17 protein-coding genes and 1 tRNA gene are annotated in these 22042 nt (G+C 60.1%); 7 read left to right on the top strand and 11 right to left on the bottom strand.

Features of this window, described 5'->3' with window-relative positions:
- Positions 1 to 6: 6 nt before the first annotated feature.
- The gene (locus RLW55_RS06695; protein WP_423415951.1) at positions 7 to 636 is read right to left on the bottom strand and encodes an FHA domain-containing protein; all 630 of its coding nucleotides are present in this window, start codon (positions 634 to 636) and stop codon (positions 7 to 9) included.
- A 297-nt stretch (positions 637 to 933) separates the two neighbouring features.
- On the opposite strand from RLW55_RS06695, the gene RLW55_RS06690 reads away from it, so the two are divergent.
- From RLW55_RS06690 to prmB, 5 genes are all read left to right on the top strand, one after another.
- Positions 934 to 3285 carry a protein kinase domain-containing protein gene (locus tag RLW55_RS06690; protein WP_423415950.1) on the top strand — a complete coding sequence of 784 codons (2352 nt, stop codon included), beginning with the start codon at positions 934 to 936 and terminating at the stop codon, positions 3283 to 3285.
- 139 nt (positions 3286 to 3424) lie between these two features.
- Positions 3425 to 4588, top strand: coding sequence for a thermonuclease family protein (locus RLW55_RS06685; RefSeq protein WP_423415949.1), 1164 nt, complete (start codon positions 3425 to 3427; stop codon positions 4586 to 4588).
- A gap of 708 nt (positions 4589 to 5296) precedes the next feature.
- Positions 5297 to 6661, top strand: coding sequence for a DUF2541 domain-containing protein (locus RLW55_RS06680; protein ID WP_409561374.1), 1365 nt, complete (start codon positions 5297 to 5299; stop codon positions 6659 to 6661).
- Positions 6662 to 6905: 244 nt separating this feature from the next.
- Positions 6906 to 8006: a fatty acid desaturase gene (locus RLW55_RS06675; protein ID WP_414464580.1), complete on the top strand. Its 1101-nt coding sequence runs from the start codon at positions 6906 to 6908 to the stop codon at positions 8004 to 8006.
- Positions 8007 to 8030: 24 nt separating this feature from the next.
- Positions 8031 to 8948: a 50S ribosomal protein L3 N(5)-glutamine methyltransferase gene (prmB, locus tag RLW55_RS06670; RefSeq protein ID WP_423415948.1), complete on the top strand. Its 918-nt coding sequence runs from the start codon at positions 8031 to 8033 to the stop codon at positions 8946 to 8948.
- Positions 8949 to 9002: 54 nt separating this feature from the next.
- Here prmB and RLW55_RS06665 read toward each other — a convergent pair whose 3' ends face one another.
- From RLW55_RS06665 to RLW55_RS06635, 7 genes are all read right to left on the bottom strand, one after another.
- Positions 9003 to 11852, bottom strand: a complete 2850-nt coding sequence (locus RLW55_RS06665) for a phosphoenolpyruvate carboxylase (protein WP_423415947.1) — start codon at positions 11850 to 11852, stop codon at positions 9003 to 9005.
- 109 nt (positions 11853 to 11961) lie between these two features.
- Positions 11962 to 12861: a succinate--CoA ligase subunit alpha gene (sucD, locus tag RLW55_RS06660; RefSeq protein WP_024274917.1), complete on the bottom strand. Its 900-nt coding sequence runs from the start codon at positions 12859 to 12861 to the stop codon at positions 11962 to 11964.
- A gap of 18 nt (positions 12862 to 12879) precedes the next feature.
- Positions 12880 to 14046, bottom strand: coding sequence for a malate--CoA ligase subunit beta (locus tag RLW55_RS06655; RefSeq protein ID WP_423415946.1), 1167 nt, complete (start codon positions 14044 to 14046; stop codon positions 12880 to 12882).
- Positions 14047 to 14090: 44 nt separating this feature from the next.
- On the bottom strand, positions 14091 to 15047 hold the full coding sequence (locus RLW55_RS06650; RefSeq protein WP_013949994.1) for an HpcH/HpaI aldolase/citrate lyase family protein: 957 nt from the start codon (positions 15045 to 15047) through the stop codon (positions 14091 to 14093).
- A gap of 103 nt (positions 15048 to 15150) precedes the next feature.
- Positions 15151 to 16371 carry an aminotransferase class V-fold PLP-dependent enzyme gene (locus RLW55_RS06645; protein WP_409561377.1) on the bottom strand — a complete coding sequence of 407 codons (1221 nt, stop codon included), beginning with the start codon at positions 16369 to 16371 and terminating at the stop codon, positions 15151 to 15153.
- A 239-nt stretch (positions 16372 to 16610) separates the two neighbouring features.
- Positions 16611 to 17234: a response regulator transcription factor gene (locus RLW55_RS06640; RefSeq protein WP_409561378.1), complete on the bottom strand. Its 624-nt coding sequence runs from the start codon at positions 17232 to 17234 to the stop codon at positions 16611 to 16613.
- 66 nt (positions 17235 to 17300) lie between these two features.
- A tRNA-Arg gene (locus RLW55_RS06635) sits at positions 17301 to 17377 on the bottom strand.
- A gap of 535 nt (positions 17378 to 17912) precedes the next feature.
- Here RLW55_RS06635 and RLW55_RS06630 point away from each other — a divergent pair.
- Positions 17913 to 18602 (top strand): outer membrane protein, encoded by a 690-nt coding sequence (locus tag RLW55_RS06630; protein ID WP_409561379.1) that lies wholly within the window; start codon positions 17913 to 17915, stop codon positions 18600 to 18602.
- Between the two features lie 108 nt (positions 18603 to 18710).
- Positions 18711 to 19643, top strand: coding sequence for a thermonuclease family protein (locus RLW55_RS06625; RefSeq protein ID WP_423415945.1), 933 nt, complete (start codon positions 18711 to 18713; stop codon positions 19641 to 19643).
- Between the two features lie 5 nt (positions 19644 to 19648).
- On the opposite strand, the gene RLW55_RS06620 is transcribed toward RLW55_RS06625, so the two are convergent.
- The 3 genes from RLW55_RS06620 to RLW55_RS06610 form a co-directional block, all read right to left on the bottom strand.
- Positions 19649 to 20689, bottom strand: coding sequence for a CarD family transcriptional regulator (locus RLW55_RS06620; protein WP_423415944.1), 1041 nt, complete (start codon positions 20687 to 20689; stop codon positions 19649 to 19651).
- A gap of 468 nt (positions 20690 to 21157) precedes the next feature.
- Positions 21158 to 21496 carry a ferredoxin FdxA gene (gene fdxA / locus RLW55_RS06615; protein ID WP_013950005.1) on the bottom strand — a complete coding sequence of 113 codons (339 nt, stop codon included), beginning with the start codon at positions 21494 to 21496 and terminating at the stop codon, positions 21158 to 21160.
- 124 nt (positions 21497 to 21620) lie between these two features.
- Positions 21621 to 22040: an RNA-binding S4 domain-containing protein gene (locus RLW55_RS06610; RefSeq protein ID WP_409561382.1), complete on the bottom strand. Its 420-nt coding sequence runs from the start codon at positions 22038 to 22040 to the stop codon at positions 21621 to 21623.
- Positions 22041 to 22042 lie beyond the last annotated feature (2 nt).

Raw genomic sequence — 22042 nt, 5'->3', positions numbered from 1 at the left:
CGAGTATTACCTAGCGCCGGCACGAAAACGAAGCTTTCCCGGGCCAAGCTGGATGAGGTCGCCATCGTGGAGGCGGGCTTCGCAGCAGCGGCGGCCGTTGACGATCAAGCCGTTGCTCTCGACGCCCGTTAAATCGGTGATAAGCCAATCATCGTGATCTTCGCGATGAATGGCAGCGTGATAGCGGTGCACATAGCGGCTCGGAATGCGAATGTCGTTATCATCCTCGCGGCCAATTCTCAGCATATCGCGCGGAATTGCGCATCTCATGCCGCGACCGTTCTCGATTTCGATGAATGGCATGCGGCGCGGAATGACCGGCCCGTGCCCGACGTCGGCATCGAAAGCATCGGCGCGGCCGGGCTTTGGCTTGTAGATGCGCGTGGCGTCTTTTGAACGGGTGAGCGGTTTCGATAGCCGGGCCAAGCCAGCGACGATCGGCAGGGCGACCGCGAGCAGCAGGCCAACAGTCAAAGCGGGCGCAACGCGATAGCTGTCATGAAAAAGTGCGTTGAGGCGCGTCGCGATCGGGCGGGACGAACCAAGCAAATCGTTTGCTGCGCCGTGCGACGACAGCATTGTCAAGACTGCCGCCGGAACGAGAATCGCCGTACCGGCTATAGCGACTCGTTTCAAACGTGACCGCGCGTGCATCATGATGATTCGGGTTCCCATCGCGCCAGGCAGATTTGGTGAGGAGATGTCGGCGGCAACATGGCTGGAAAGCGACACCGCGAGGATTTATTCATCAGGGGTTCATCACCCGTCGATACGCCACATTCTTGCGCAATGGGTTCAAAACAGAGACAACAGAGTGCTGGCTCGTTGAGAGGCCAGGACAAAACGCGCAGCTAGCTCCGTGGATCGTTCTGCAGCGAGGTGCAGAACACAGGACAGATCATCACCAGCGCGGACGGCCCGCGCACGAGGACAATGACGCAGCTTGTCGCTTTACCGGACGGCACGGAACTCGCGGGCGATTACAAAATCGTCCGGGTTCTCGGTGCGGGCGGTTTTGGCGTCACGTACCTCGCCGACGAACCGGAGCTGACGCGCAAAGTCAGCATCAAGGAATATTTCCCGAGCGATTTTGCGCTGCGCACCGAAAACCTTGAAGCGACGCCGCGGTCAGAGAGTTGCACCGGCGATTACAATTGGGGTCTCGACCGCTTCATCGAAGAAGCGCAGACGCTGGCGAAGTTCGATCACCACAACATCGTCAAGGTGCATCGCATCTTCCGCGCCAACAACACCGCCTACATGGTGCTGCGGTTCGAGGAAGGCAAAAGCCTTAAGAATTGGCTGAAGGATCTGGGCCGCGCGCCGCGCCAGAAGGAACTCGACCAGATCGTCGCGCCGCTACTCGATGCGCTTGAGGTCATTCACAAAGCCGACTTCCTGCATCGCGATATCGCGCCCGATAACATCATCATTCGCAACACCGGCGATCCGGTGCTGATCGACTTCGGGGCGGCACGAAGCGACATTGCTGCGCATTCAAAGACGAAGACGGTGTCGGCGCTCGTGAAGCCCGGCTACAGCCCGTATGAACAGTATGCCGAGACGAGCCGCCAGCAGGGGCCGTGGTCGGATATCTATGCCTTCGCCGCGACGCTCTATCATGCGGTGACCGGTAAGCGGCCGCCCGACTCGCCGTCGCGCATGCTGAAGGACGAGATGGTGCCGGTGCGCGACGCCGCGCTGGCGAGCTATCGGCAATCGTTTCTGACGGCCATCCAGCAGGCGCTGGCGCTTTCCGTCGACGCGCGGCCGCGTTCGGTTGCCGAATGGCGTGGGGCGCTGCTTTCGCCGGATCCGGAGAAGCCCGGGCTTTTCCAACGCCTGCGAGAGAAGACCGAAGTCCGCCGCAAGCAGGACGATGAGAAGCGCGCAACCGAAGCCATCATCAATACCGCAGTTCCGCCGCCTCCCGATGCGCCGGGTCCGAAAGGCGGCATGCTCGATTTCGTCGAGTCGCTGAAAGAGCCTTCCGCCGCGAAGAACAAGGGCAAGAGCAAGGCTGCTCCGCCGCCCGCGCCGTCTGCCGCCGTGAAAAAGTCGGCGGCGGCCGAAAAGGCGAAGGCGCGAGCTGAAAAAGCCAAAGCGGACAAGGCCAAAGCCGCGGAGAAGCTGCCACCATTACCGCCGCCAGCGCGTCCGCAACCTGAGAAAGCCAAATCGAAGCCGAAGGTGCGTCCCAACCCGGACGTCGGGCGCAAGCCGTTCCTGCGCCGGCTAACGACGCGCGTTATCGTTGCGGCAGCGCTCGCGGGCGTCGTGTTTGCATTCCACGATCGGATCCCGCAGCTTCTATCGACGCATGTAAGCGCGATCACGACGGGAACGATCTCGAAACCGGTTGCCGTCAATCCCGATCCTGCACTGACGGAAACAGCTGAGATCAAGGCTTACGATGCACCAATCGAACGGCTGGCGCTGAGCGGCGATGGCCGGCTGATCGTGACGGCCGCGCACGAGGCGCAACTTAAAGTCTGGTCCTACGATACGCGCTATCAGCTGGGCACGATCCAGCTGGAAGATGGCCCGGCCGTATCGCTTTCCGTGCGCAATAATCGCGTCGTGACCGGCCATGCCAACGGCGCCGTCGACATCTATGATCTTGACAGCAAGCGCCGCCTCTTCCGCTTCAAGCGCAACGACGCAACCATCTGGGCGGTCGATTTCATTGCTTCGGAAGATCGCATCGCAACCGCCAGTCACGACTGGATGGTGACGCTGTGGGAAACAGCCTTCCAGAACGCTCCCACGGCGGTGCTCGAAGGGCATGAGAATGCGGTGCAGGCGCTCGCGGTCGATCCGTCGGGCCGTTGGATTGCATCAGGCGGCGCAGATCGAACTGTGAGGATCTGGAGCGTCGAGACGAAAGACTCGCGGCGGCTCTATCGCAACAATTCCGATTTCATTTCGGCGCTTGATTTCTCGCCGGATGGCTCATTACTCGCGACCGGTAGCCTCGACGGTACTGTGAAGCTGCTCTCGATGAATTCCTATCGCATGCAGCGGACGCTGGGCGGACACAATGCGCGCATCACCTCGCTCGCGTTTTCCGGCGTCGGCGATCTGCTGGCGTCGGCGTCCGAAGATGGTGTCGTACGCGTCAGGAGCCTGAAGCGACCGCGCAATTATCTGCCGCTCACGGGACTGGGATCCGGCGCAAAGACTGTCGTGTTCTCAAACGATGGGCGCACACTGCTGACCGGCGGACAAGACGGCGTCATACGGATCTGGTCATTGCCTGGAGCACAGCTCGCCCAGCGCAACTGAAGCGCACCTGTGCTTGCGGGTGTCAGACGGCTTCGCTAGATCACATGCAAATGCTTGTGGGCTGCACGATGGAGCCAAAGGGCTGCCATCATTCGTCCCAAAATGCTTAAATCGATTCATGCTCGAGGAGGTGCGCTCGATGTTCGGGTGGCGCAGGCGCAGTGAAGGCTTTGAATGGAAGGAATACGTGCGGACGACCATTCTCGTTCGCCGGGCCGACCGTCAGCGCCGGATTGAAGATGCGCGCGTTGCCGCCATCGAGAAGGTCAAGAACGTCGCCGACGCGGGTGTCGATGCCGGGCGAGCCGGGGCGTTCGCTGCCAAAAGCGGCGTCATGCGCGTGCTGGCGTTCATCGGACATGCCATCGCCGACGTCGCAATTGCGATCTTCTGGGGCATTGTTCGCTGGGTCTCATTCGGCTGGAGCGTTTTGAAGGACGCAGCGCGCGCACTTTTGACGCCACTGCGTAGCGCGATCCGCATTCCTGCTGATGCTGCACGCGACAAGCTCAAACTGATGCCGGACATAGCACGAAAATCGCCGATCAAGGCGCATCACCTCATCAGCGCGGGGCTGTTTCTGCTGCTCATCTACGTCGGCGGCCCGATGCTGAGAAGCGCCGATGGCATCGGCACGTCGGATCTCAATATCTCGACCGGCTCGATCGATGCTTCGCACCAAGTCACCATTTCGAATGAAATCTCAGGTACGGCAGCCGCGCTGACGGGCGATACGATGCGAGTCGATGGGACCCTCGTGCGCCTCGCTGGCATTGAAGCGCCGGCGGCAGCGCAGCCCTGCCATCGGGCCAACGGCCGACGCTGGAATTGCGCTTCCGCCGCCCGTTTAGGCCTCAACAGGATCGTCCGCGGTCATAAGGTGACGTGCTCATCGTCGGGCCAGGACGATAGCGGACGAACGCTTGCAAGCTGCGTGATCGATGGTTCGCAGGACGTCGCGACGATGCTGGTGCGGAACGGCTACGTTTTCGCGACGGATAAATCGTTCTTCGGCTCGCTCAGCAGCGACGAAGGCGGCGCACGCGAGGCCAAGCGCGGCATCTGGCAGGGTGAAGTTCTTAGACCGCAAGACTGGCGCAACCAGACCTGGGAGGCGGCCAAACGCGACGCGCCCGACGGCTGCCCCATCAAGGGTGTCATTAGGGCATCGGCGAAGATCTACGCCCTGCCCTGGTCGGATGCCTATGCCAAGGCGCGGGTGCGGACCGCACGCGGCGAGCGGTGGTTCTGCAGCGAAGACGAGGCGAAAGCTGCGGGCTTCGCGCCATGGGATAAATCTTGAACTGCCAGTATTGGCGTTGAACGCTGCCCGGGAAAAAAATCCCGCAGCCGGGGGAGACTGCGGGTTGCAAACCGACCTTCACGCTGTTGGGGTCTTGGAACGGCGCGAAAGATCTATACGGATTATACAGCCAAAGGTGGCAGAAAGATCAAGAACCAGAGGCATGTGATTCTTTTTTTGTCGTAAACATGTACCTAATTTGCCGTTCCGTGATGCGTCGAAGCAACGGCTGAACTCCCGATAAACTAACAAAGTTTCCTTTGCGGAAAGTCGGCTGTGCTGTGGCAGCATCAAACTTGAAACGCTAATGAACTAGGAAAAGCGCACGATAGCGTCGTCTTTTATCAGCCGCCTCGGTACCACAGCTCGCGAGCCTGCAACCGGAAGTTCTCTGGGCTACCAAAAGAGGCGGGCGAGGAAACCGCCAGATGTCTCTTAACCGCCGTCCGCTGCAGAAGCCCGGCTAATGGTCTTTACACTGGCAAAATAAATCGGTGTGCAAACGTTCATACAGCAACCGAATTCCGATTCTTCTTTAGCTCGCACAAGTCTCGGACAGGACAGTCAGAAGTCTGTGTTGCAGATTCACACCATCGTTTTTTCTGAACAGTCAAACGTTGGCTTGAGCGCTCCCGGTTTTGAAACGCTGCCGCTAAAGTGCCGCCGTTGCAGGGGCACGGGCGTTAGTAACCAGAGGGGTTCAAGTTTATGTTGCGCAGACTGGTACTGGGGCTGTGCGCCATCATGGCCACAGGCGCCGCAGGTGTAAGCGGCGTTGGAACAGTCACTGTCGTCGGAGCTGGGGCGGGTGTTGCCGGCCTCATCAGCACTACGACAGTCGCCGAAGCTCAATCGTGGCGCCATCGGCATCATCGCCACCGGCACCGGTATCATTATCGCCGTGGCGATCAGCTTATTCTCATTGCCGAAACCGACGTCGACCTGTCTCTCGACCGCTATACGATCGATGTGCGGCAAGCTAAAGGCGCCTACAAAGGCATTCGCATCAAGAATGCCATGGGCAAACTTTTCGACGTCCGGCGCGTCCAGATCGTCTACAGCGACGGTTCGGTGTGGAACGAAGACCGCCAGATCGACATGTATTGGGGCGAGCGCAGCCGGCCTATCAATCCGACCTACGAAAACAAGTTCATCGATCAGATCAAGATCGAACAGGTCCCCGGCTATGGCCGCGGGCGACTGCAGATCATCGGAATTCAGGATCGCGAAGGCCGCGGAATGGATCGCGGCGGCGCTGACTACAGCAGCAGACAGCCCAGCCGGGCGATATCGAACAACGATATCACGGTGCGCCCTACGGTTCCGGTCGCGTCCCCATCGACACCAGGCCAACCAACAGCGGGCGGTGACGTTCTCTTTGGGGCGCAGTACGTGGGCTTCCTAACGGACCGCGACGTCATACGGATTGGACCGGAAATAGGCAAGTTTTCGAAGATTCGCCTGCGTGTCCTCGATAACGACATTCACATCAAAGAGATGAAGATCGTCTATGCGAACGGGGAAAGCGATACGCTGGCGATCAATGCCGACATTCCGAAAAACTCCCGGACGAATTGGATAGACCTCAGAGGCGACCGTTTCATCAAGGAGATCCAGCTCGTCTATCGCTCGCGGCCGAACTTCAACGGGCAAGCGCGGATCGAAGTCTTCGGCCGTTACGCGCCGGGTTGGCTCGGACCGAAGGGCGAAGGCCGCAAATATAACCAGGGCTGGGTGCTCCTCGGCGCTCAGACGGCAGGCTTCATCGGCTTCGATAAGGACATCATTCCAGTCGGCAGCAACGAAGGCGGCTTCAGACGCCTGCGGGTCACGGTCCGCGACCGCGCTATTACGCTTAACGAGGTCAAAGTCGTCTACGCCGATGGCCAGGACGAGACCATTCCGATCCGCACGCGTGTCGACGCAGGCGGCACGTTCGGACCGATCGATCTCAGGATGGGCCGCCGCCACCCGATCGACCATATCGAAGCCAAGTACCGGTCGCGTTTCTTCGACTCGTCCGCGAAAGGCAAAGGTTCGGCCATCGTCGAAATCTGGGGCCAACATTACTAGGCTTCGCGCGAATAGCCGGTAGATGGAGAATCATGAGGGCCGGGCACAATCCGGCCCTCTTTTTTTCGCACCAATGCGCGCGGACCGAAGAATACTGAGGGTTTTGCGCAGGAATCGTATCGGATCGACCGATTATCCCGCCGCAAACTCCGTCAACAGCGTTTCGCGAAGTGCGACGAATATGCTACGCGACGCTACCTGTGGCCGGCCGTCGATTCCACTATTGGGGGACCAAGCTTTGAACGTGAGCCTCAAGCAGCCGCTGCAGGCCGACAGTCGTGCCGACGTCTTCACCCGCGATCCGAGACTAGCTCCATCATCCGCCGCAAAGACATTACCGGAGACGCAGAAACAGCGCGTCCGCCGCCTTGCCGCGCATTGCCAGAAGTATCGCGGTTCAGTGCCGAGGCTTGCGATCCAGCAGCTGCTGACGACCATCGTGCCGCTGGTGTTGATCATCGGCGTGATGTTCGCGACCGTCGAACATGCCTATTGGGCGACGCTGCTGCTTGCCGTTCCTGCTGCCGGGCTTCTGGTCCGGGCCTTTATCATCCAGCACGATTGCGGCCACGGGTCATTCTTTGCGTCGCGACCTCTCAACGATTTCGTCGGACGCGCCATGAGCGTGCTGACGCTCGCGCCTTACGGCCTGTGGCGCCGGGAGCATGCGCAGCATCACGCGACGTCCGGGAATCTCGATCGCCGCGGTGCCGGCGATATCAATACCATGACGGTGAACGAATACGTGAAGCTTTCGAAGCTTCGGAAGCTGCACTACAAGCTTTATCGGCATCCGCTGTTTTTGTTTGGGCTGGGAGTGCCAGCCTATTTCGTTATCATACAGCGACTGCCGTGGTTCCATGCCTTGCCGCCGCGTGATGCCTGGAAAAGCGTCTTAGCGCTGAACGTGGGGCTCGTCGCGCTCTACGCGCCGCTCTGCTACTTCTTCGGCGTCGCTAACGTGCTCTGGGTGGGCCTACCGGTGCTGCATATTGCGGCCGCGACGGGCGGCTGGCTGTTCTTCATCCAACATCAGTTCGAAGAGACGACGTGGGACACTGCCGAAGGCTGGGATTTCCAAGTCGCGGCGCTGCTCGGTTCATCCTATTACGATCTCCCGAAAGTCCTGAACTGGTTCACGGGCAATATCGGGCTGCATCACATCCATCACCTTAACAGCATGATTCCGAACTACCGGCTTTTCGCTTGCCTTGATGCAAGCCCGGAGTTGAAATCAATCAATCGGATGACGCTGCGTGAGAGCCTTCGATGCACGCGATTGAAGCTCTGGGACGAAGACCAGCGCCGCCTCATCGGCTTCGACGAACTTCCAGCAACTGCCTAAAGATTATTGCGTTCGCGCATTGCCATGACGACAGCCCCCGCGCGAGCGCCGATTGATGATCTCGTCACTATTCGTGACTGGCTGCGCTATGCCGTGACCCATATGAGCCGAGCGCATCTCGTCTATGGGCACGGTACATCCAATGCCGTCGACGAGGCCGCATTTCTTATTCTATCGCAGCTCGATCTGCCGATTGACGACGTCAACCCATGGCTCGATTGTCGGCTGACGACGGACGAGCGCCAAAGCATCGCTTCGCTCATTGCAGAGCGCATCGATACGCGTAAGCCAGCGGCTTACCTGACGCATGCGGCCTACATTCAGGGGCGGAAATTCTACGTCGATGAACGCGTGATCGTGCCGAGGTCGTTTATCGGCGAACTGCTGGTCGAAGATCAATTGGCGGCGATCGTTCCCAATCCGGTGGCCGTGACGCGCGTGCTCGATCTTTGCACCGGATCGGGTTGTCTTGCCATTCTCGCGGCAGAAGCGTTTCCGAACGCCGAGGTCGATGCCGCCGACGTTTCAGAGGACGCGCTCGCGGTGGCGCAGCGGAATATAAGCGATTACGGGCTTGAGAATCGCATCCGCACGTTCAAGTCGGATTTGTTCGATGATCTGCCGGCCGGAACGTATGACCTCATCATATCCAATCCGCCCTACGTAACTGCCGACGCCGTTGCTGCGTTTCCGCCGGAATATCAGGCGGAGCCGACATTGGCGCATCTCGGCGGCGTGGACGGCATGGATCTCGTGCATCGTATTCTGCACGACGCGCCGCAGCGGCTGGCAGAGGGCGGGGGCATCATCGTCGAAATCGGAGAGGGGCAGGCGACGCTCGAAGCGTCTCGGCCGGATCTGCCGTTCCTGTGGCTCGATACCGAGACCAGCAAAGCCGAAGTGTTCGCGCTTTTTGCCGACGATCTGAAAGCAATGAAATAAAACGGCGGGCGGCCGTGGCAAAAGCCAGCGCTCCGCCCGCGGATAGTCGCCGCCTCAGCCGAAGGCGCCGAAGTGGTGCGAGATGCCGGTGCCGATCTCGCGAATGAACTCGTACGAGATTTCCATCGGCGTCAGGATTTCCGTCTCCAGGCGCGCATAATCGTCGATGCCGCGCGGACGATAACTCGCCTGCTCGTCGAAGGATTTCGCGGTCAGGTTCTTTTCGTCGTGCGGGAACGCTTTGCGCAGAATGCTCAGAACTTCCGGAATTTCCAAGCTCAGGGCCATCTCGAGCACCTGCGCATGCGAAAGTCCGTCCTGCGGGGCGAAGCGCGGGAGCTGCGCGGCCAGAATGAAAATGCGCATGATCAGCGCAAGGCGGATCGCCTGCAGGAGATCGAGTTCGAGCCGGTTCTCGTCGGGGACCATGCCATCTTCGATGTTCAAATCGGCGAGGATGGCGTGAAGGTCGATGGCGTCGAGACGCAGCAGATGGACGAGTTCGGAGACGTCGCCATAACGATCATCCGGCAGCAGATGCGTCGCCAGCGTACGGAAGGCGCTGTTCAGCGCTTCCTCACGGCCCCATGAGGCGCGCGACGCCCAAAGCCCGGCATTGAAGACTTGAGCGTTCGCCGCCATGGCATTGAGGCTCGACATCGTCTTGCCGTGCGCGATCATTGCGAGCAGCGACTGTAATCGCTTCGACTTTCTCGCAAGCTTATAGAATCGGTCGCGATCGACGCCGACAGCGGCACCAAGACCGGCGACGACGTTGGCGATATAGCCGAACTGCTGGAGAATGGCATTGTTCGGGATGGCGCGCATGCGGGCCGGGTTGCCGCGGTCGGATGCGTGATCGCCCTGGCGCTTGACCGGACGAGACCCTGTCTTGAACAACAGGTTCGGTCCGAAGGCGCCAAGGACAGCGCGATATCCGTCGTGCGCGAACAGGTCCTGCTGGAAGCCTCGAAGTCGCAGGAAGAAGTCAAAGCTGAAATCCTGCGCCGAATAAAACGGATCCTTTTCAGCGGGCGGGATGTCGCCATCCATCACGATCGTTGCGAGCGCGCGGGTCGTCAAAGCGCGGTTGCCGAAGAAGACGTAGCCGTCGCCGCCCTGGAAGCTCGTCTCGTGCTTCACCGGAATGTTGGCAGCGCCGAACCGGCGGCGTGCTTCGTTCGTCATCACGTAGTGCAGACGACGGTAAAGCGTGCCGGGGTGCGCGCCGCGGCCCATCGACTCGCCGTGGGTCGAAAAGAGCAGCGTCTCGATGCCTTCGAGCTTGGCGGCGTCGACGATCGCGGCCAGCGCCTTGTAGTAGCGTTCGACGGCCAGAGTCGCCGAGATCTGTCCGATGAAGCGGCCAGCGTCGGAGAAGCCAGTTTGAATGCTGATCCGCTTTCGGCCGATCACGTACTCGCGGTAGGCCTCTTCTTCGATGAGGCGCTCCATGATGCGTGCGCCGTTCTCAAGACCCGTCGGAGTTTCGAAAAGCGGAGAGATATCGGTGATGTGGTCGACGCCGAACAGCTTGGCGAAGAACACAGCAATCAAAACCGTTGCAGGCGACTCGCATTCGGCGATGAGGAAGCGGATCGGCGTTTCCTTATCGACGTGCTTCATGATCTGCGCGGTAAGCGCAAACTGGCGGATCGCAGTCGCGGTTTCGAGATCGAGCGTCGCAAAGTTGACCGTCTCGCGCGGCGTGTTCTTGATCATCTCGACAATGCGCTTCAGCGACTGACTTTCGGTCAGGTCGCGCGTCCACGGCTCGTGCACGTAGGCGCGGAATGCGTTGTGGAGCTGCAGGGCATTGATGCGCAGGTGGATATGCGACATGCCGAGACCGGTTGCCTCGACGAGACCGGCGAGCGCGGCTGTGGCGCGCTTCATCTGCGGCGCCTGGACCGCATCGATCAGATTGTTGAAGAGAGCCTGTAGCGCCTCGACCGTCAGCAGGTTGTAGCCGTCCGTCTTTGTCATGACGTTAGCGGCCTTGGCGAGGCCTTCGGTGTTGTTGGCGAAGCTTTCGAGCGCCTTCAATTGCTCATCGACGGCAGCGATGCCGAGATCGAGCTTACCGACGATCTGGCGGGCGACGCGCTGTGCGGCGTCACCGCTTTCGAGCTTGTGCTTCAGGACGACGAAGCGTTCGCGGATATCGGCCAAGGCGGCGCGCTTTTCGCGAAGGCGGGTTTCAAACGAGAACGTCCAGGTGATGTCGGTGCGGCCGTCGAGATCGTAGCCGACCCACGACGCAAACGTCGTCAGCCTCGGGCGCACTTTGAACGCCGCGTCACCGAACTTCTGCGAGGCAACGCTATAGAAGCCGTGCAGCAGCTCTTCGTATGCGTTGCGCAGGTTGCGGATCGCATCCTGGGCGCACTTGTGCTCGTGATGGAGCGTCAGCTTATCTTCCGGGCGATGCGGCAAGCCGATCGTGACGTCGGACGTTGGATCGGAAACCGCGATATCGACCATGCGCCGGTAGAGCGCGTCGGAAAGGCCGAACGTCGGATGGGCGGTCAGAACGATGCCGGTGCGGGCACGCGACCAACGCTCTTCAAACGCTTTGAGATCGTTGCCGGACTCGGTTGCCGTTTTTTCGACGTAGGCCGTGAAGTCTTTCAGCGTGGTCGCCTGATCGACGTAGCCGACCTTATCGCGCAAACCGCGGGCGCGGCGAACGAAGGCGCGATCCATCAGGCGGCACGCAAGGCCCTTCATCTCGTCAAACGACACTTCGCCCGCCTCAAGACGCCGCGACATGTCGAACGCGACGTTCAAAATCGGGTTGAGCGAAGGGTTGTCGGGAATTTGCGCTCTAAGACGCTTCAGCTGATTGATCAGCTCGATTTCGTCGAGCTTGTTCGAGCCAACAGCGGGCGTCGTATCCTGCATCACCAAAGGCTCCATGTCCCATCGTGCGGGACAGAATTCTCATGAAGATTCATAGTGTAGCGAAGTGGACGGCCGGAGGCAAAACACGCACGCTCCGGCCGAACCAAACTTAAGCTACCTTGCGGACCTGACCGAGGACCTGGGCAACGGTCGAACCCATTTCCGACGGCGTCGGCGCAATCGTGACGCCGCAGCCCTTCAGGATCTCGACCTTTTCAGCGGCCGATTCACCGAATGCCGAGACGATGGCGCCGGCGTGGCCCATGCGACGGCCCTTCGGCGCCGACAAGCCAGCGATGTAGGCGATCACGGGCTTCTTCATGTGCTCTTTGGCGAACATGCCGGCTTCGGCTTCCTGCGGGCCGCCGATTTCGCCGATCATCAGAACGGCGTCGGTCTCCGGATCCGCCTCGAAAGCTTCAAGAACGTCACGGTGCGATGAACCGTTGATCGGATCGCCGCCGATGCCGACCGACGTCGAGACGCCGATGCCGAGCGCTTTCAGCTGTTCCGCCGCCTCGTAACCGAGCGTGCCCGAGCGGCCAACGATGCCGACGCGGCCCGGCAGGTAGATGTGACCCGGCATGATGCCGAGCATCGCCTTGCCTGGCGAGATCGTACCGGCGCAGTTCGGGCCGGTCAGAACCATGCGGCTTTCTTTCTTGTAGCGGCGCATGTAGCGCTTCACGCGGATCATGTCCTGAGCCGGAATGCCGTCCGTGATGCAGACGCAGTATTTGATGCCGGCGTCGGCTGCTTCCATGATCGCGTCGGCCGCAAACGGCGGCGGCACGAAGACGATAGAAGCTTCAGCGCCGGTCTCATCGACCGCGCCCTTGACGGTGTTGAACACCGGGCGGCCGAGGTGAGACGTGCCACCCTTGCCGGGCGTCACGCCGCCGACGACGTTGGAGCCGTAGTCAATCATTTCCTGAGCGTGAAAGGTGCCGATACGTCCGGTGAAGCCCTGGATCAGGATCGGCGTCTTTTCATTGATAAAGATTGCCATTGGTGCGTTTCTCCGGATTTAGGCCGCTTTTTTCGTTGCTTCGACAGCCTTTTTCGCCGCTTCCGCCAGCGTTTCTGCGCTGATGACGGTGAGGCCGCTGGTGTCGATGATCTTACGGCCTTCCTCGACGTTCGTTCCGGCGAGGCGAACAACAATCGGCATTGTGATGTTCAATTCCTTCACGGCATCGACGACGCCCTTTGCAACCCAGTCGCAGCGGTTGATGCCGGCGAAGACGTTGACAAGGATGGCACGCACGTTCCTGTCGCGAAGCACGGCGCGGAACGATTTCGTCACGCGTTCGGGCGAGGCACCTCCGCCGATGTCGAGGAAGTTCGCCGGTTCGCCACCTGCGAGCTTGATCATATCGAGCGTTGCCATCGCGAGACCGGCGCCGTTGACGATGCAGCCGATGTCGCCGTCGAGACCGACGTAAGACAGGCCGCGGTCGGACGCGTACGTCTCGCGAGGATCTTCCTGGCTCTTGTCGCGCAGCTCGGCGATGTGCGGACGGCGGAACAGCGCGTTCTCGTCAAACGACATCTTAGCGTCTAGCGCGAGAACCTGCTTTTCCTTGGTGATGACGAGGGGGTTGATCTCAACCATCATCGCGTCGAGGTCGCGGAAAGCGCGGTAAGCGCCCATGATCGCAGGCACGATCTTGTTGACGATTTCGGGATCAACGCCGAGGCCAAACGCGATCTCGCGCGCCTGGAACTGCTGCATGCCGACGGCCGGATCGACCTGCACGCGGATAATGGTATCGGGCTGGGTTGCAGAGATCTCTTCGATATCCATGCCGCCCGCTGCCGACGCGACGACGACGATGCGCTCCGCCGCGCGGTCCATCACGAAGCCGAGGTAGATTTCGCGGTCGATGTTCGTCGCTTCTTCGATGTAGAGGCGCGAGACCAGCTTGCCGGCCGGTCCCGTCTGGGTGGTGACGAGCTTGCGACCGAGCATCGACTCGGCTGCTTCCTCGATCTCCCGTTCGTTGCGGCAGAGCTTGACGCCGCCCGCCTTGCCGCGGGCGCCAGAATGGATCTGGGCCTTGACGACAACGGGGTGACCAAGCTCGCTCGCGCGGTAGGTCGCCTGCTCAGGAGAATACGCCAATCCACCGCGGGGGATCGGCACGCCAAACTTCGTAAGAAGCTCTTTCGCCTGATATTCGTGAATGTCCATTATTGGACCTCCTTAGGATTGTTCGACGTTTCCTGGCTGTTTTTTTATTTCGCGCGCGCAGCTTCTGCGGCTTTGATCGCGGCAGCCGTGACGAGCAGGTTACGCGCCATCTTTTCCGAGGCTGCGTCGATCATCTTGCCGTCGAGAGAAGCGGCGCCCTTACCCTGGGCTTCGGCTTCCTTCAGGGCGACGAGAATGCGCTCAGCGCGCTCGACTTCCTTGGCCGTCGGCGAATAGATCTCGTTCGCGAGTTCGATCTGCGAGGGATGGATGGCCCACTTGCCTTCCATGCCGAGAGCCGCGCCGCGGCGCGCTGCTGCCTTGTAGCCTTCCGGATCGTCGATGCCGCCGAACGGTCCGTCGATCGGACGAAGACCGTAAGCGCGACAGGCAACGGTCATGCGCGACAGCGGGAAGTGCCACTGATCGCCCGGATAATCGGGGTTCAAGCCGCCGATGACGACGGTGCGCGCCTTGTTGAAGGCGGAGTAATCGGCCACACCGAAGTGCATCGATTCCAGACGGCTCGGAGCAGAAGCAATGGCTTCGACGTTGGCCATGCCGAGCGGCGTTTCGATGAGCGCCTCGGTGCCGATCTGGTTCTTCAGGCCCTTGGCGACTTCGATCTGACTGACGATGCATTCAACCGTGTAGACGTCAGCAGGAACGCCAACCTTCGGGATGAGGATCGTGTCGAGCTTGGCGCCAGCCTGCTCGCAAATGTCGACGACGTCACGATACATGTAGTGCGTATCGAGGCCGTTGATACGGACCGAGACGCTCTTGCCGGCGCCCTTCCAATCGAGATCGTTCAGCGCCTGGATGATGTTCTTACGGGCCTGCTCTTTTTCGGGCGGCGCAACGGCGTCTTCGCAATCGAGGAAGACATAGTCGGCGGCGCTCTTGATGGCGCGGTCGATCATGCTCGGGTTGGAGCCCGGAACCGCGAGGTATGAACGCTGCAATCTCTGTTTGCGGAGCGGGAACTGCGAGAAGCTCATTGGGAGGTTGCCTTCCTAGATTTGAGAACGTGTTTTTGTTTCGATCGCAAAACGAACGGGAAAGAGCGCCCGGCCTCAACCGAAGCCAGGCGCTTTTAATTTGTTAGGCAGCTTTGGCCTGAGCCGGCGTCACGCCCGTCGCTGACTTCGTCGCTGTCTTGGAGAAGTACTCCGCGGCAGCGCCCGTGCCCGAGCCAAGCTTGATGTTGATGCCAGAGTCTTTGAGCGCCATTTCGACAGCGAAGAGAACACCACCGACCATGAACTCATCGACGGCACCGAGATGGCCGATGCGGAACACCTTGCCAGCGACCTTGTTGAGGCCGGTTCCGAGCGAGGTGTTGTAGCGATAGTAAGCCGTCTTCAGGACGGCGTTCGCATCAGCACCTTCCGGAACGAGGATCGCTGACACCGTGTCCGAATGCCACTTCGGCTCCTTGGCGCAGAGCTTCAGGCCCCAAGCGTCAACAGCGGCGCGAACGCCCGACGCCATGCGGTGATGGCGAGCGACGACGTTGTCGATGCCTTCAGCGAGGATCAGATCGAGCGAAGCGCGCAGACCGCGAATGAGCTGCGTGGCCGGCGTGTAGGGGAAGTAGCCAAGATCGTTGGTCTTGATCATGTCTTCCCAAGAGAAGAAGCAACGGTTCATGCGACCGTTGACGCTCTTGTTGACGTCGAGTGCCTTCTGGCTGACGGCGAGGATGCCGAGACCGGTCGGAAGCATGAAGCCCTTCTGCGAACCGGAGACGCAGCAGTCGACGCCCCATTCGCCCATGCGCATCTCAAGCGAGCCAACCGAAGAAACGCCGTCAACGAAGAGAAGTGCGGGGTGCTTTGCAGCGTCGAGCGCCTTGCGAACGCCGGCGATATCGGACGTCACGCCCGTCGCAGTTTCGTTGTGCGTGGCGAAGACGGCCTTGATCTCGTGGTTCTTATCCTTAGCGAGGATATCGGCGTACTTTTCGAGCGGCACGCCCGTACCCCACTCTTCGTCGCACAGCTCGACCTTGAGGCCGAGACGCTCAGCCATATCGACCCAGAGAAGCGAGAACTGACCGAAGCGGCTCATCAGAACTTTGTCGCCAGGGGCCAGCGTGTTCTCGATCGCCGATTCCCAAGCGCCGGTGCCCGACGACGGGAAAATAAAAACGCGGCCGTCCTTCATCTTGAAGACCTTCTTCAAGTCCTCGAAGATCGGAAGCGTGAACTTCGGGAATTCCGGAGAACGCATGTCCTCCATCGGAACGTTCATGGCCATCCGCACGGCATCCGGAATCGTGGTCGGGCCGGGAATGAAGAGATGTGGCGTAATCAAATTCATATGAAGCGCTCCTCCACGCTGCGTTGTGCCAAGCCGACGATCCCCGACGCAGCAGGGGAGACGTTCCGGCATTGCTTTTGCTGATCCTTCCGCCCGATCGCAGTTGCGGGCGTCAAATCTTAACTAGCAGGCGGACAGTGACGGTGGGAACGGAAATCTATCAACACCCTGTTGGGCAGGATGAGCTACCCACCTCGTCGTGCTTTGGTGCTGCAATTCAGCGCCTTTTTGCGACAGCGTTATTGCTGCTCCGAACGGTTAACGGAGACATGCAGTGCAACAGCCATGGCGCGATTCGAAACGCCCAATTTGTCGTACAAATTTTTCAGATGGTATTTCACCGTGTTGCGCGAAATGCCGGTGCGCGCCGCGATCTGCAAGTTGGTCCAGCCGTTCGCAAGTGCAGCAAGCAACTCACGTTCGCGCGCCGTCAGACCTTCGAGCGGGTCATGGTTCAAAAGATCAATATCGACATACGGCAGCGACAAGCGGCCACGCGCGACCGAAACGACAGCTTCGAGCAGAACCTGCGGATCTTCGGTCTTAGAGACGAAGCCCCAGGCACCGCCTTTGATGGCTTGCCGTAGCACCTCGTTGGAACGCTCGCCCGTGTAGATGATGATTCGGGTCTGCCACTTCTCTTGCTTGATACGCTGAAGCACGGCTCCGCCGGTCATGTCCGGCAATGTCCAGCCGACGACGGCGATCTCGACCGGCTTTGTCTTAAGAGCGTTGAGCAACGATTCACCCGTCGGGTGCACACCGCATACGGTAAAGCGCCCGTCACGCTCAATCAGCGCGTCGAGACCTGCGCGTACGACCGGATTTTGATCGGCGATCGTGACCTCGATCTTGGCCGCCATTCCCGCGATGCTCTCCTTAAATCCGCGACGGCACCCCTGAAGGCGTCCGCAGCCCTGCCTCGCGATTGGCGACCCCGGCAGGATTTGAACCTGCGACCTACGGTTTAGGAAACCGTTGCTCTATCCAGCTGAGCTACGGGGCCGGCCCTGGCCTTGCGGCCGCACTTCGTCAGTTCGATTTCCCGGCCCTGCGGCGGGTGCCAAGAGCTATGCGGTCAGCGCTGGCGGAGGTCAAGCGCGGCTCATTGGAGGATACCTTTGGCGCCATCCTTTCGTGACGGACATCGTCGAATTAGATCATCTCCCCGAACGCGTTGCTTGCCCGAATTTCACATCAGCTACTTTTGGTTGAATTGCACTTAGGGCCATTGCAGAGTCAGCCGCTCCTGTCGAAGCCAGAAATAGCCAGCGGTCATGGTGCCGCGAGGGGCCTAAGGGCAACGCTTTGAAACAAGATACGAAATGTTTCAAATTGCCTACTTCTCAAAATGCTTAACGTGGCCGACAGTGGGACATGGAATGGCCGCGGACAGCACGCTGGCCGAAGGTGGGGAAGAAAACTCAACGTCATCTGTTTTATGGGCGGGATATCCGAAGCATTCCGGTTGACGCACAACCTGGAAAATCGGACCTCCTGGCTGACGTTGGGAAGTGGTCATGACGCGAGGGAATGCTCCGATGAAAAAGTCACTGTTCGCGCTGGCCTTGTCGACCATTCTGTTGCCCGCGGGCGGCGCAATGGCTCAGAGCCTTCCCGAAGAGGTGAAACCCATCGGCAGCATGGACTACCCCTATAACCTCGTCGTTCCCAACTATGCCGAGAAGCCGCTCGCCTCATCGTGGGAGGGTTTCTACTGGAAACCGTCGATCGGCTATAACACCATGTCGTTTAATCGGCTCGGCAGCGCTGATGGCATCACGCTCGGCGCGTCGGGCGGTTATGACTTCCGTTTTGGCAACATCATTTTCGGACCGACCGCGGATTTGAGCTACGATTTCCTCTATGGCGACAGCTCTCGGGTAGACGGGATCTCGGGCTTCAAAGCGCATGCCGACTTCGACGGATCGGTCGGCGCGCGGGCCGGTTTTCTTCTGTTCGATCGCACTTTGATCTACGCCACTGGCGGTTATGCGTTTGCCAATTTGGAAGTGCGGAACGGCGGTCTTGGCACCAGCGATACGAATATGCTCTCCGGTTGGACCGCAGGCGGCGGCATCGAATATCTTTGGAGCGACAGCAACAGTCTGCGTTTCGAATACAAACGGGTGGAATTCTCTGACGAGGGCTTTGATTCTCTGCCGTCCGGTTACAATGACGTAAGCGCCACCATGGACAAATTCAGCTTCGGCTTTGTTCATCGCTTCTGAGTTTCGGGACCGCATACCTCTCAGATGGGCCGGCTGACCGGTTCCTCATAAACTTATCTTGTCTCGTCGTGCGCAACGCCAATCCGCTCTTGGCGAACAAGGGCGCGTGTGATCTCTCTTTGTGTCATGGCGGGGAGATGGTGGGCAGGATTGATCGGCGCTGTGGGGCTTTTCGCTCCGCTTGGCGCCGCGGCCGAAGAGGCGAAGGCTCCGCCGCCGTGCACGCTTGAGCCAGGCCCCATCCGAACCGTCACCAGAGTGATTGACGGCGAGACGCTCATTCTTGATGACGGCAAGGCCGTGAGATTGATAGGGGCGTTGGCGCCGAGAGCGCGCGACGCAGACGCCGCTCAGGGCGCGTGGCCACCCGAAGCCGATACGGTCAAAGCGTTATCGGATCTCGTGCTGGCAAAGCGCGTGAAGCTGGCGTTTGCAGGCCGCCGCCTCGATCGTTATGGCCGCGAGCTGGCGCAGGTATTCGTTATCGACCGGGGCCGGGAAGACTGGGTACAGGGCGCACTGTTGCGCGGCGGTTTTGCACGCGCTTACGGATTGCCGGAAAGCTTTGCGTGCACGCACGAACTCGTCGCCAATGAGGCCTATGCGCGGACGTGGCGCCTGGGGCTTTGGCAAAACGGCGTCTATCGCACGCTCACTGCCGATCGGCCGGGCGAGATCATGAAGCGGCGCGGCAAATACGAGCGCGTTGGGGGAACGGTCGTTTCCGTCGGGCGGACGAAGAGCGCGACGTACCTGAATTTCAGCAACGACTGGCGGAGCGACTTCACGGCGCGGATCGACAAGAAAGTTCTTGCCGCCAATCCGGACTTCGATCGCTCACTCGATGCGCTGGCAAACACCACCGTCGTCGTGCGCGGCTGGATCGAACGGCGCAACGGCCCGCTGATCGATATCGCCGATCCGTCTCAGCTTGAAACGGCAGCCGATGCGGCAGCTTCGCAGACAGAGCCTCCAAAAGAAGCGCGCCCGGCCCAGCCGGAAGGTGCGGAACCGAGCGCTGTAAACTTGAAGTCTCTTTGAAGCCGTTAGGCGGCTTCTTCTTCCTCGACCGGCGATTCAGCTTCCGCCAAGCGGCGGCCTTTGGCGCTCTTGGAGAGAATGTCCGTGATGCGCTGAACGGCGCCGCGCTCGTCAAGCTTTTCCACGGCGGCGAGTTCACGGGCCATGCGGTCGAGCGCGTCTTCGTAGAGCTGACGCTCAGAGTACGACTGCTCGGGCTGCGCTTCGGAACGATAGAGATCGCGAACAACCTCAGCGATCGAGATGAGATCGCCGGAGTTGATCTTCGCGACGTATTCCTGCGCGCGGCGGCTCCACATCGTACGTTTGATGCGGGCGCGGCCTTTCAGCGTTTCCATCGCCTTTTTAACTTGGCCTTCGTCCGCCAGCTTGCGCATTCCGACGCTGGCCAGCTTGCCGGTCGGGACGCGCAGCGTCAGCTTCTCCTTGTCGAAAGTGATGACGAAAAGCTCAAGCGACATGCCGGCGATTTCCTGCTCCTCGATGCCGACGATGCGGCCGACGCCGTGAGCGGGATAAACAATGAATTCGTTGGCTTTGAAGCCGTGGCGCTGATTGACGGGTTTCTTCTGAACCGCAAGGATCTGGCGCGCAGCGGCAGATTTCTCAGCGGCTTCCTTCGGTGCAGCAGACTGCTGTGTGCCTGCGACTGGCGCCGAAATCTTCTGGCTGGCGGCCTTGTGCGCATTTGCAGGCACGGCAACAGTGCGCTGAGGCGCGGCTGCAGCGGCGACCTTGGCATTCAATTGAGCAGCGGCGATGTGCGGCGCGACCGGCGTCGGCCCTGCGACAGGCTTCTTGGCGGCCGGAGCTGCCTCGACCTTTACGGGCTTCGCCGCGACGGGCGCTGCCTTCTTCGTCGGCGTTGCGGGTTTCGAGCTGGAGGTCGGCGCGAGCTTGGATTTCGTTGGCGGTTCGGCTTTGGCTTTGGCAGACGGCTTCGCGACCTTATTGGCGCTTGCGCTCACCTTCAAAGGCATGGACTTACGGACGGCAGTTTTGGCTGCGGACTTGGGGCTGACCGGAGCTTTCTTCTTTTGAGCCATATCGATCTCTCACTCTCGCATACTGGGCGTCGCCGGGGGGCCGGCTCTGCCGTCAGTCCGCCCTACCTTAAGGACGGAGCATCCGTGCCGCGGACGAGACGACGTCCGAACGGCACGCGCGCATTGATCCGTGCCTCGTCTTTACGAGAGGCCGTCCCCTGCGCGCTCATTTGTGGCCTAGCTTCGCAAATCCCGTCCGACTCTGAATTGGCCCGTTGACGCCCCATAACGTCTTATTGGTTGCTGCTCTTCAGAGTTGAGCAGCCCCCTTTTGTTCGCGGCCGTTCCGGATTTGTGCAGACTTAACGCCATCGCAACTGACACTAACACAGTCTTGACGGTAATTGAAGTGTCGGGTTCTGAGACAATCTCGACGAGCTTAAGGCCGCATTTAAATTAACGCGCTAAACCAACGGCTTATGTAAGAGATGCCCTAACGGGTTGCAAGAGTCGCTGTTTGGCGCAAAATCAATCCCCTGATCCCGGATTTGGTGAAAAATATTTTTCAAACTTGTTCGGCTCGTCTTTAACCGCATCGGCGTCGGGCAGCGCAGCCTTCTTGGCGGTGATGTTCGGCCAAGCGTCCGCATACTGGCGGTTGAGCTCCATCCACTTTTCCATGTCCGGTTCGGTGTCGGGCTTGATAGCGTCAGCAGGGCACTCCGGTTCGCAGACGCCACAGTCGATGCACTCGTCGGGGTGGATGACGAGCATGTTCTCCCCTTCATAGAAACAGTCGACCGGACAGACCTCTACGCAATCGGTGTATTTGCACTTGATGCATTTCTCGTTGACGACGTAGGTCATTCGAATTCCTAATTCTTGTAACGGCCAACGCTCCAGCGTGGCGTCGCGAAGCAATCTCTGGTTCGAGCGGCGCCCTTATTACCATAGGCACAACGGCTGCCTAGGTGGACCGGGCGTCACAGTTTCAGTGCCGTCCCCTGAATTTGTCGATCAGACGCCGTTCGCGCTTCGTCGGCCGGCCGCTGCCTTCGGGACGGGACGGCACCTGCATGACAATATCGCTTCCGCTCGCCTCCGGCACTCCCCCCGACGCTGGCGGCAACTGCCGGGGTGTCAGGTCACGATAAAGCGCCTGGGCCTCAGGAGCCGGTCCACGCCTAGCGCCAATGCCGAGAATCTCGACACTGATGACGCGGGGGCCAAGCGAGAGGGTCAGGACGTCGCCCGGCCGCACGATTGTACTCGCCTTATCGATCTTCACACGGTTGACGCGCACCTTGCCACGTTCAATCAGCGCCTGCGCCAATGTCCGGGATTTCGCAATCCGGGCGAACCACAGCCACTGGTCGATCCGCTGCAGCGCGGCGCGATCCGCGTCCGGCATCT

This window comes from Hyphomicrobium sp. B1, from assembly GCF_049532635.1.
Classification (GTDB): domain Bacteria; phylum Pseudomonadota; class Alphaproteobacteria; order Rhizobiales; family Hyphomicrobiaceae; genus Hyphomicrobium_B.
The sequence above is the reverse complement of the archived record's forward strand: the minus strand, read 5'-3'. Positions and strand labels throughout refer to the sequence as shown.

Excerpts from the sequence above, each read along its gene's own strand:
- RLW55_RS06630 (WP_409561379.1), top strand. The coding sequence starts at position 17,913 with ATGAAAAAGTCACTGTTCGCGCTGGCCTTGTCGACCATTCTGTTGCCC.
- RLW55_RS06690 (WP_423415950.1), top strand. The coding sequence starts at position 934 with ATGACGCAGCTTGTCGCTTTACCGGACGGCACGGAACTCGCGGGCGAT.
- RLW55_RS06610 (WP_409561382.1), bottom strand. The coding sequence starts at position 22,040 with ATGCCGGACGCGGATCGCGCCGCGCTGCAGCGGATCGACCAGTGGCTG.
- RLW55_RS06620 (WP_423415944.1), bottom strand. The coding sequence starts at position 20,689 with ATGGCTCAAAAGAAGAAAGCTCCGGTCAGCCCCAAGTCCGCAGCCAAA.
- RLW55_RS06655 (WP_423415946.1), bottom strand. The coding sequence starts at position 14,046 with ATGGACATTCACGAATATCAGGCGAAAGAGCTTCTTACGAAGTTTGGC.
- RLW55_RS06685 (WP_423415949.1), top strand. The coding sequence starts at position 3,425 with ATGTTCGGGTGGCGCAGGCGCAGTGAAGGCTTTGAATGGAAGGAATAC.
- RLW55_RS06665 (WP_423415947.1), bottom strand. The coding sequence starts at position 11,852 with ATGCAGGATACGACGCCCGCTGTTGGCTCGAACAAGCTCGACGAAATC.
- RLW55_RS06645 (WP_409561377.1), bottom strand. The coding sequence starts at position 16,371 with ATGAATTTGATTACGCCACATCTCTTCATTCCCGGCCCGACCACGATT.
- RLW55_RS06680 (WP_409561374.1), top strand. The coding sequence starts at position 5,297 with ATGTTGCGCAGACTGGTACTGGGGCTGTGCGCCATCATGGCCACAGGC.
- RLW55_RS06650 (WP_013949994.1), bottom strand. The coding sequence starts at position 15,047 with ATGAGCTTCTCGCAGTTCCCGCTCCGCAAACAGAGATTGCAGCGTTCA.
- prmB (WP_423415948.1), top strand. The coding sequence starts at position 8,031 with ATGACGACAGCCCCCGCGCGAGCGCCGATTGATGATCTCGTCACTATT.
- fdxA (WP_013950005.1), bottom strand. The coding sequence starts at position 21,496 with ATGACCTACGTCGTCAACGAGAAATGCATCAAGTGCAAATACACCGAT.
- sucD (WP_024274917.1), bottom strand. The coding sequence starts at position 12,861 with ATGGCAATCTTTATCAATGAAAAGACGCCGATCCTGATCCAGGGCTTC.
- RLW55_RS06640 (WP_409561378.1), bottom strand. The coding sequence starts at position 17,234 with ATGGCGGCCAAGATCGAGGTCACGATCGCCGATCAAAATCCGGTCGTA.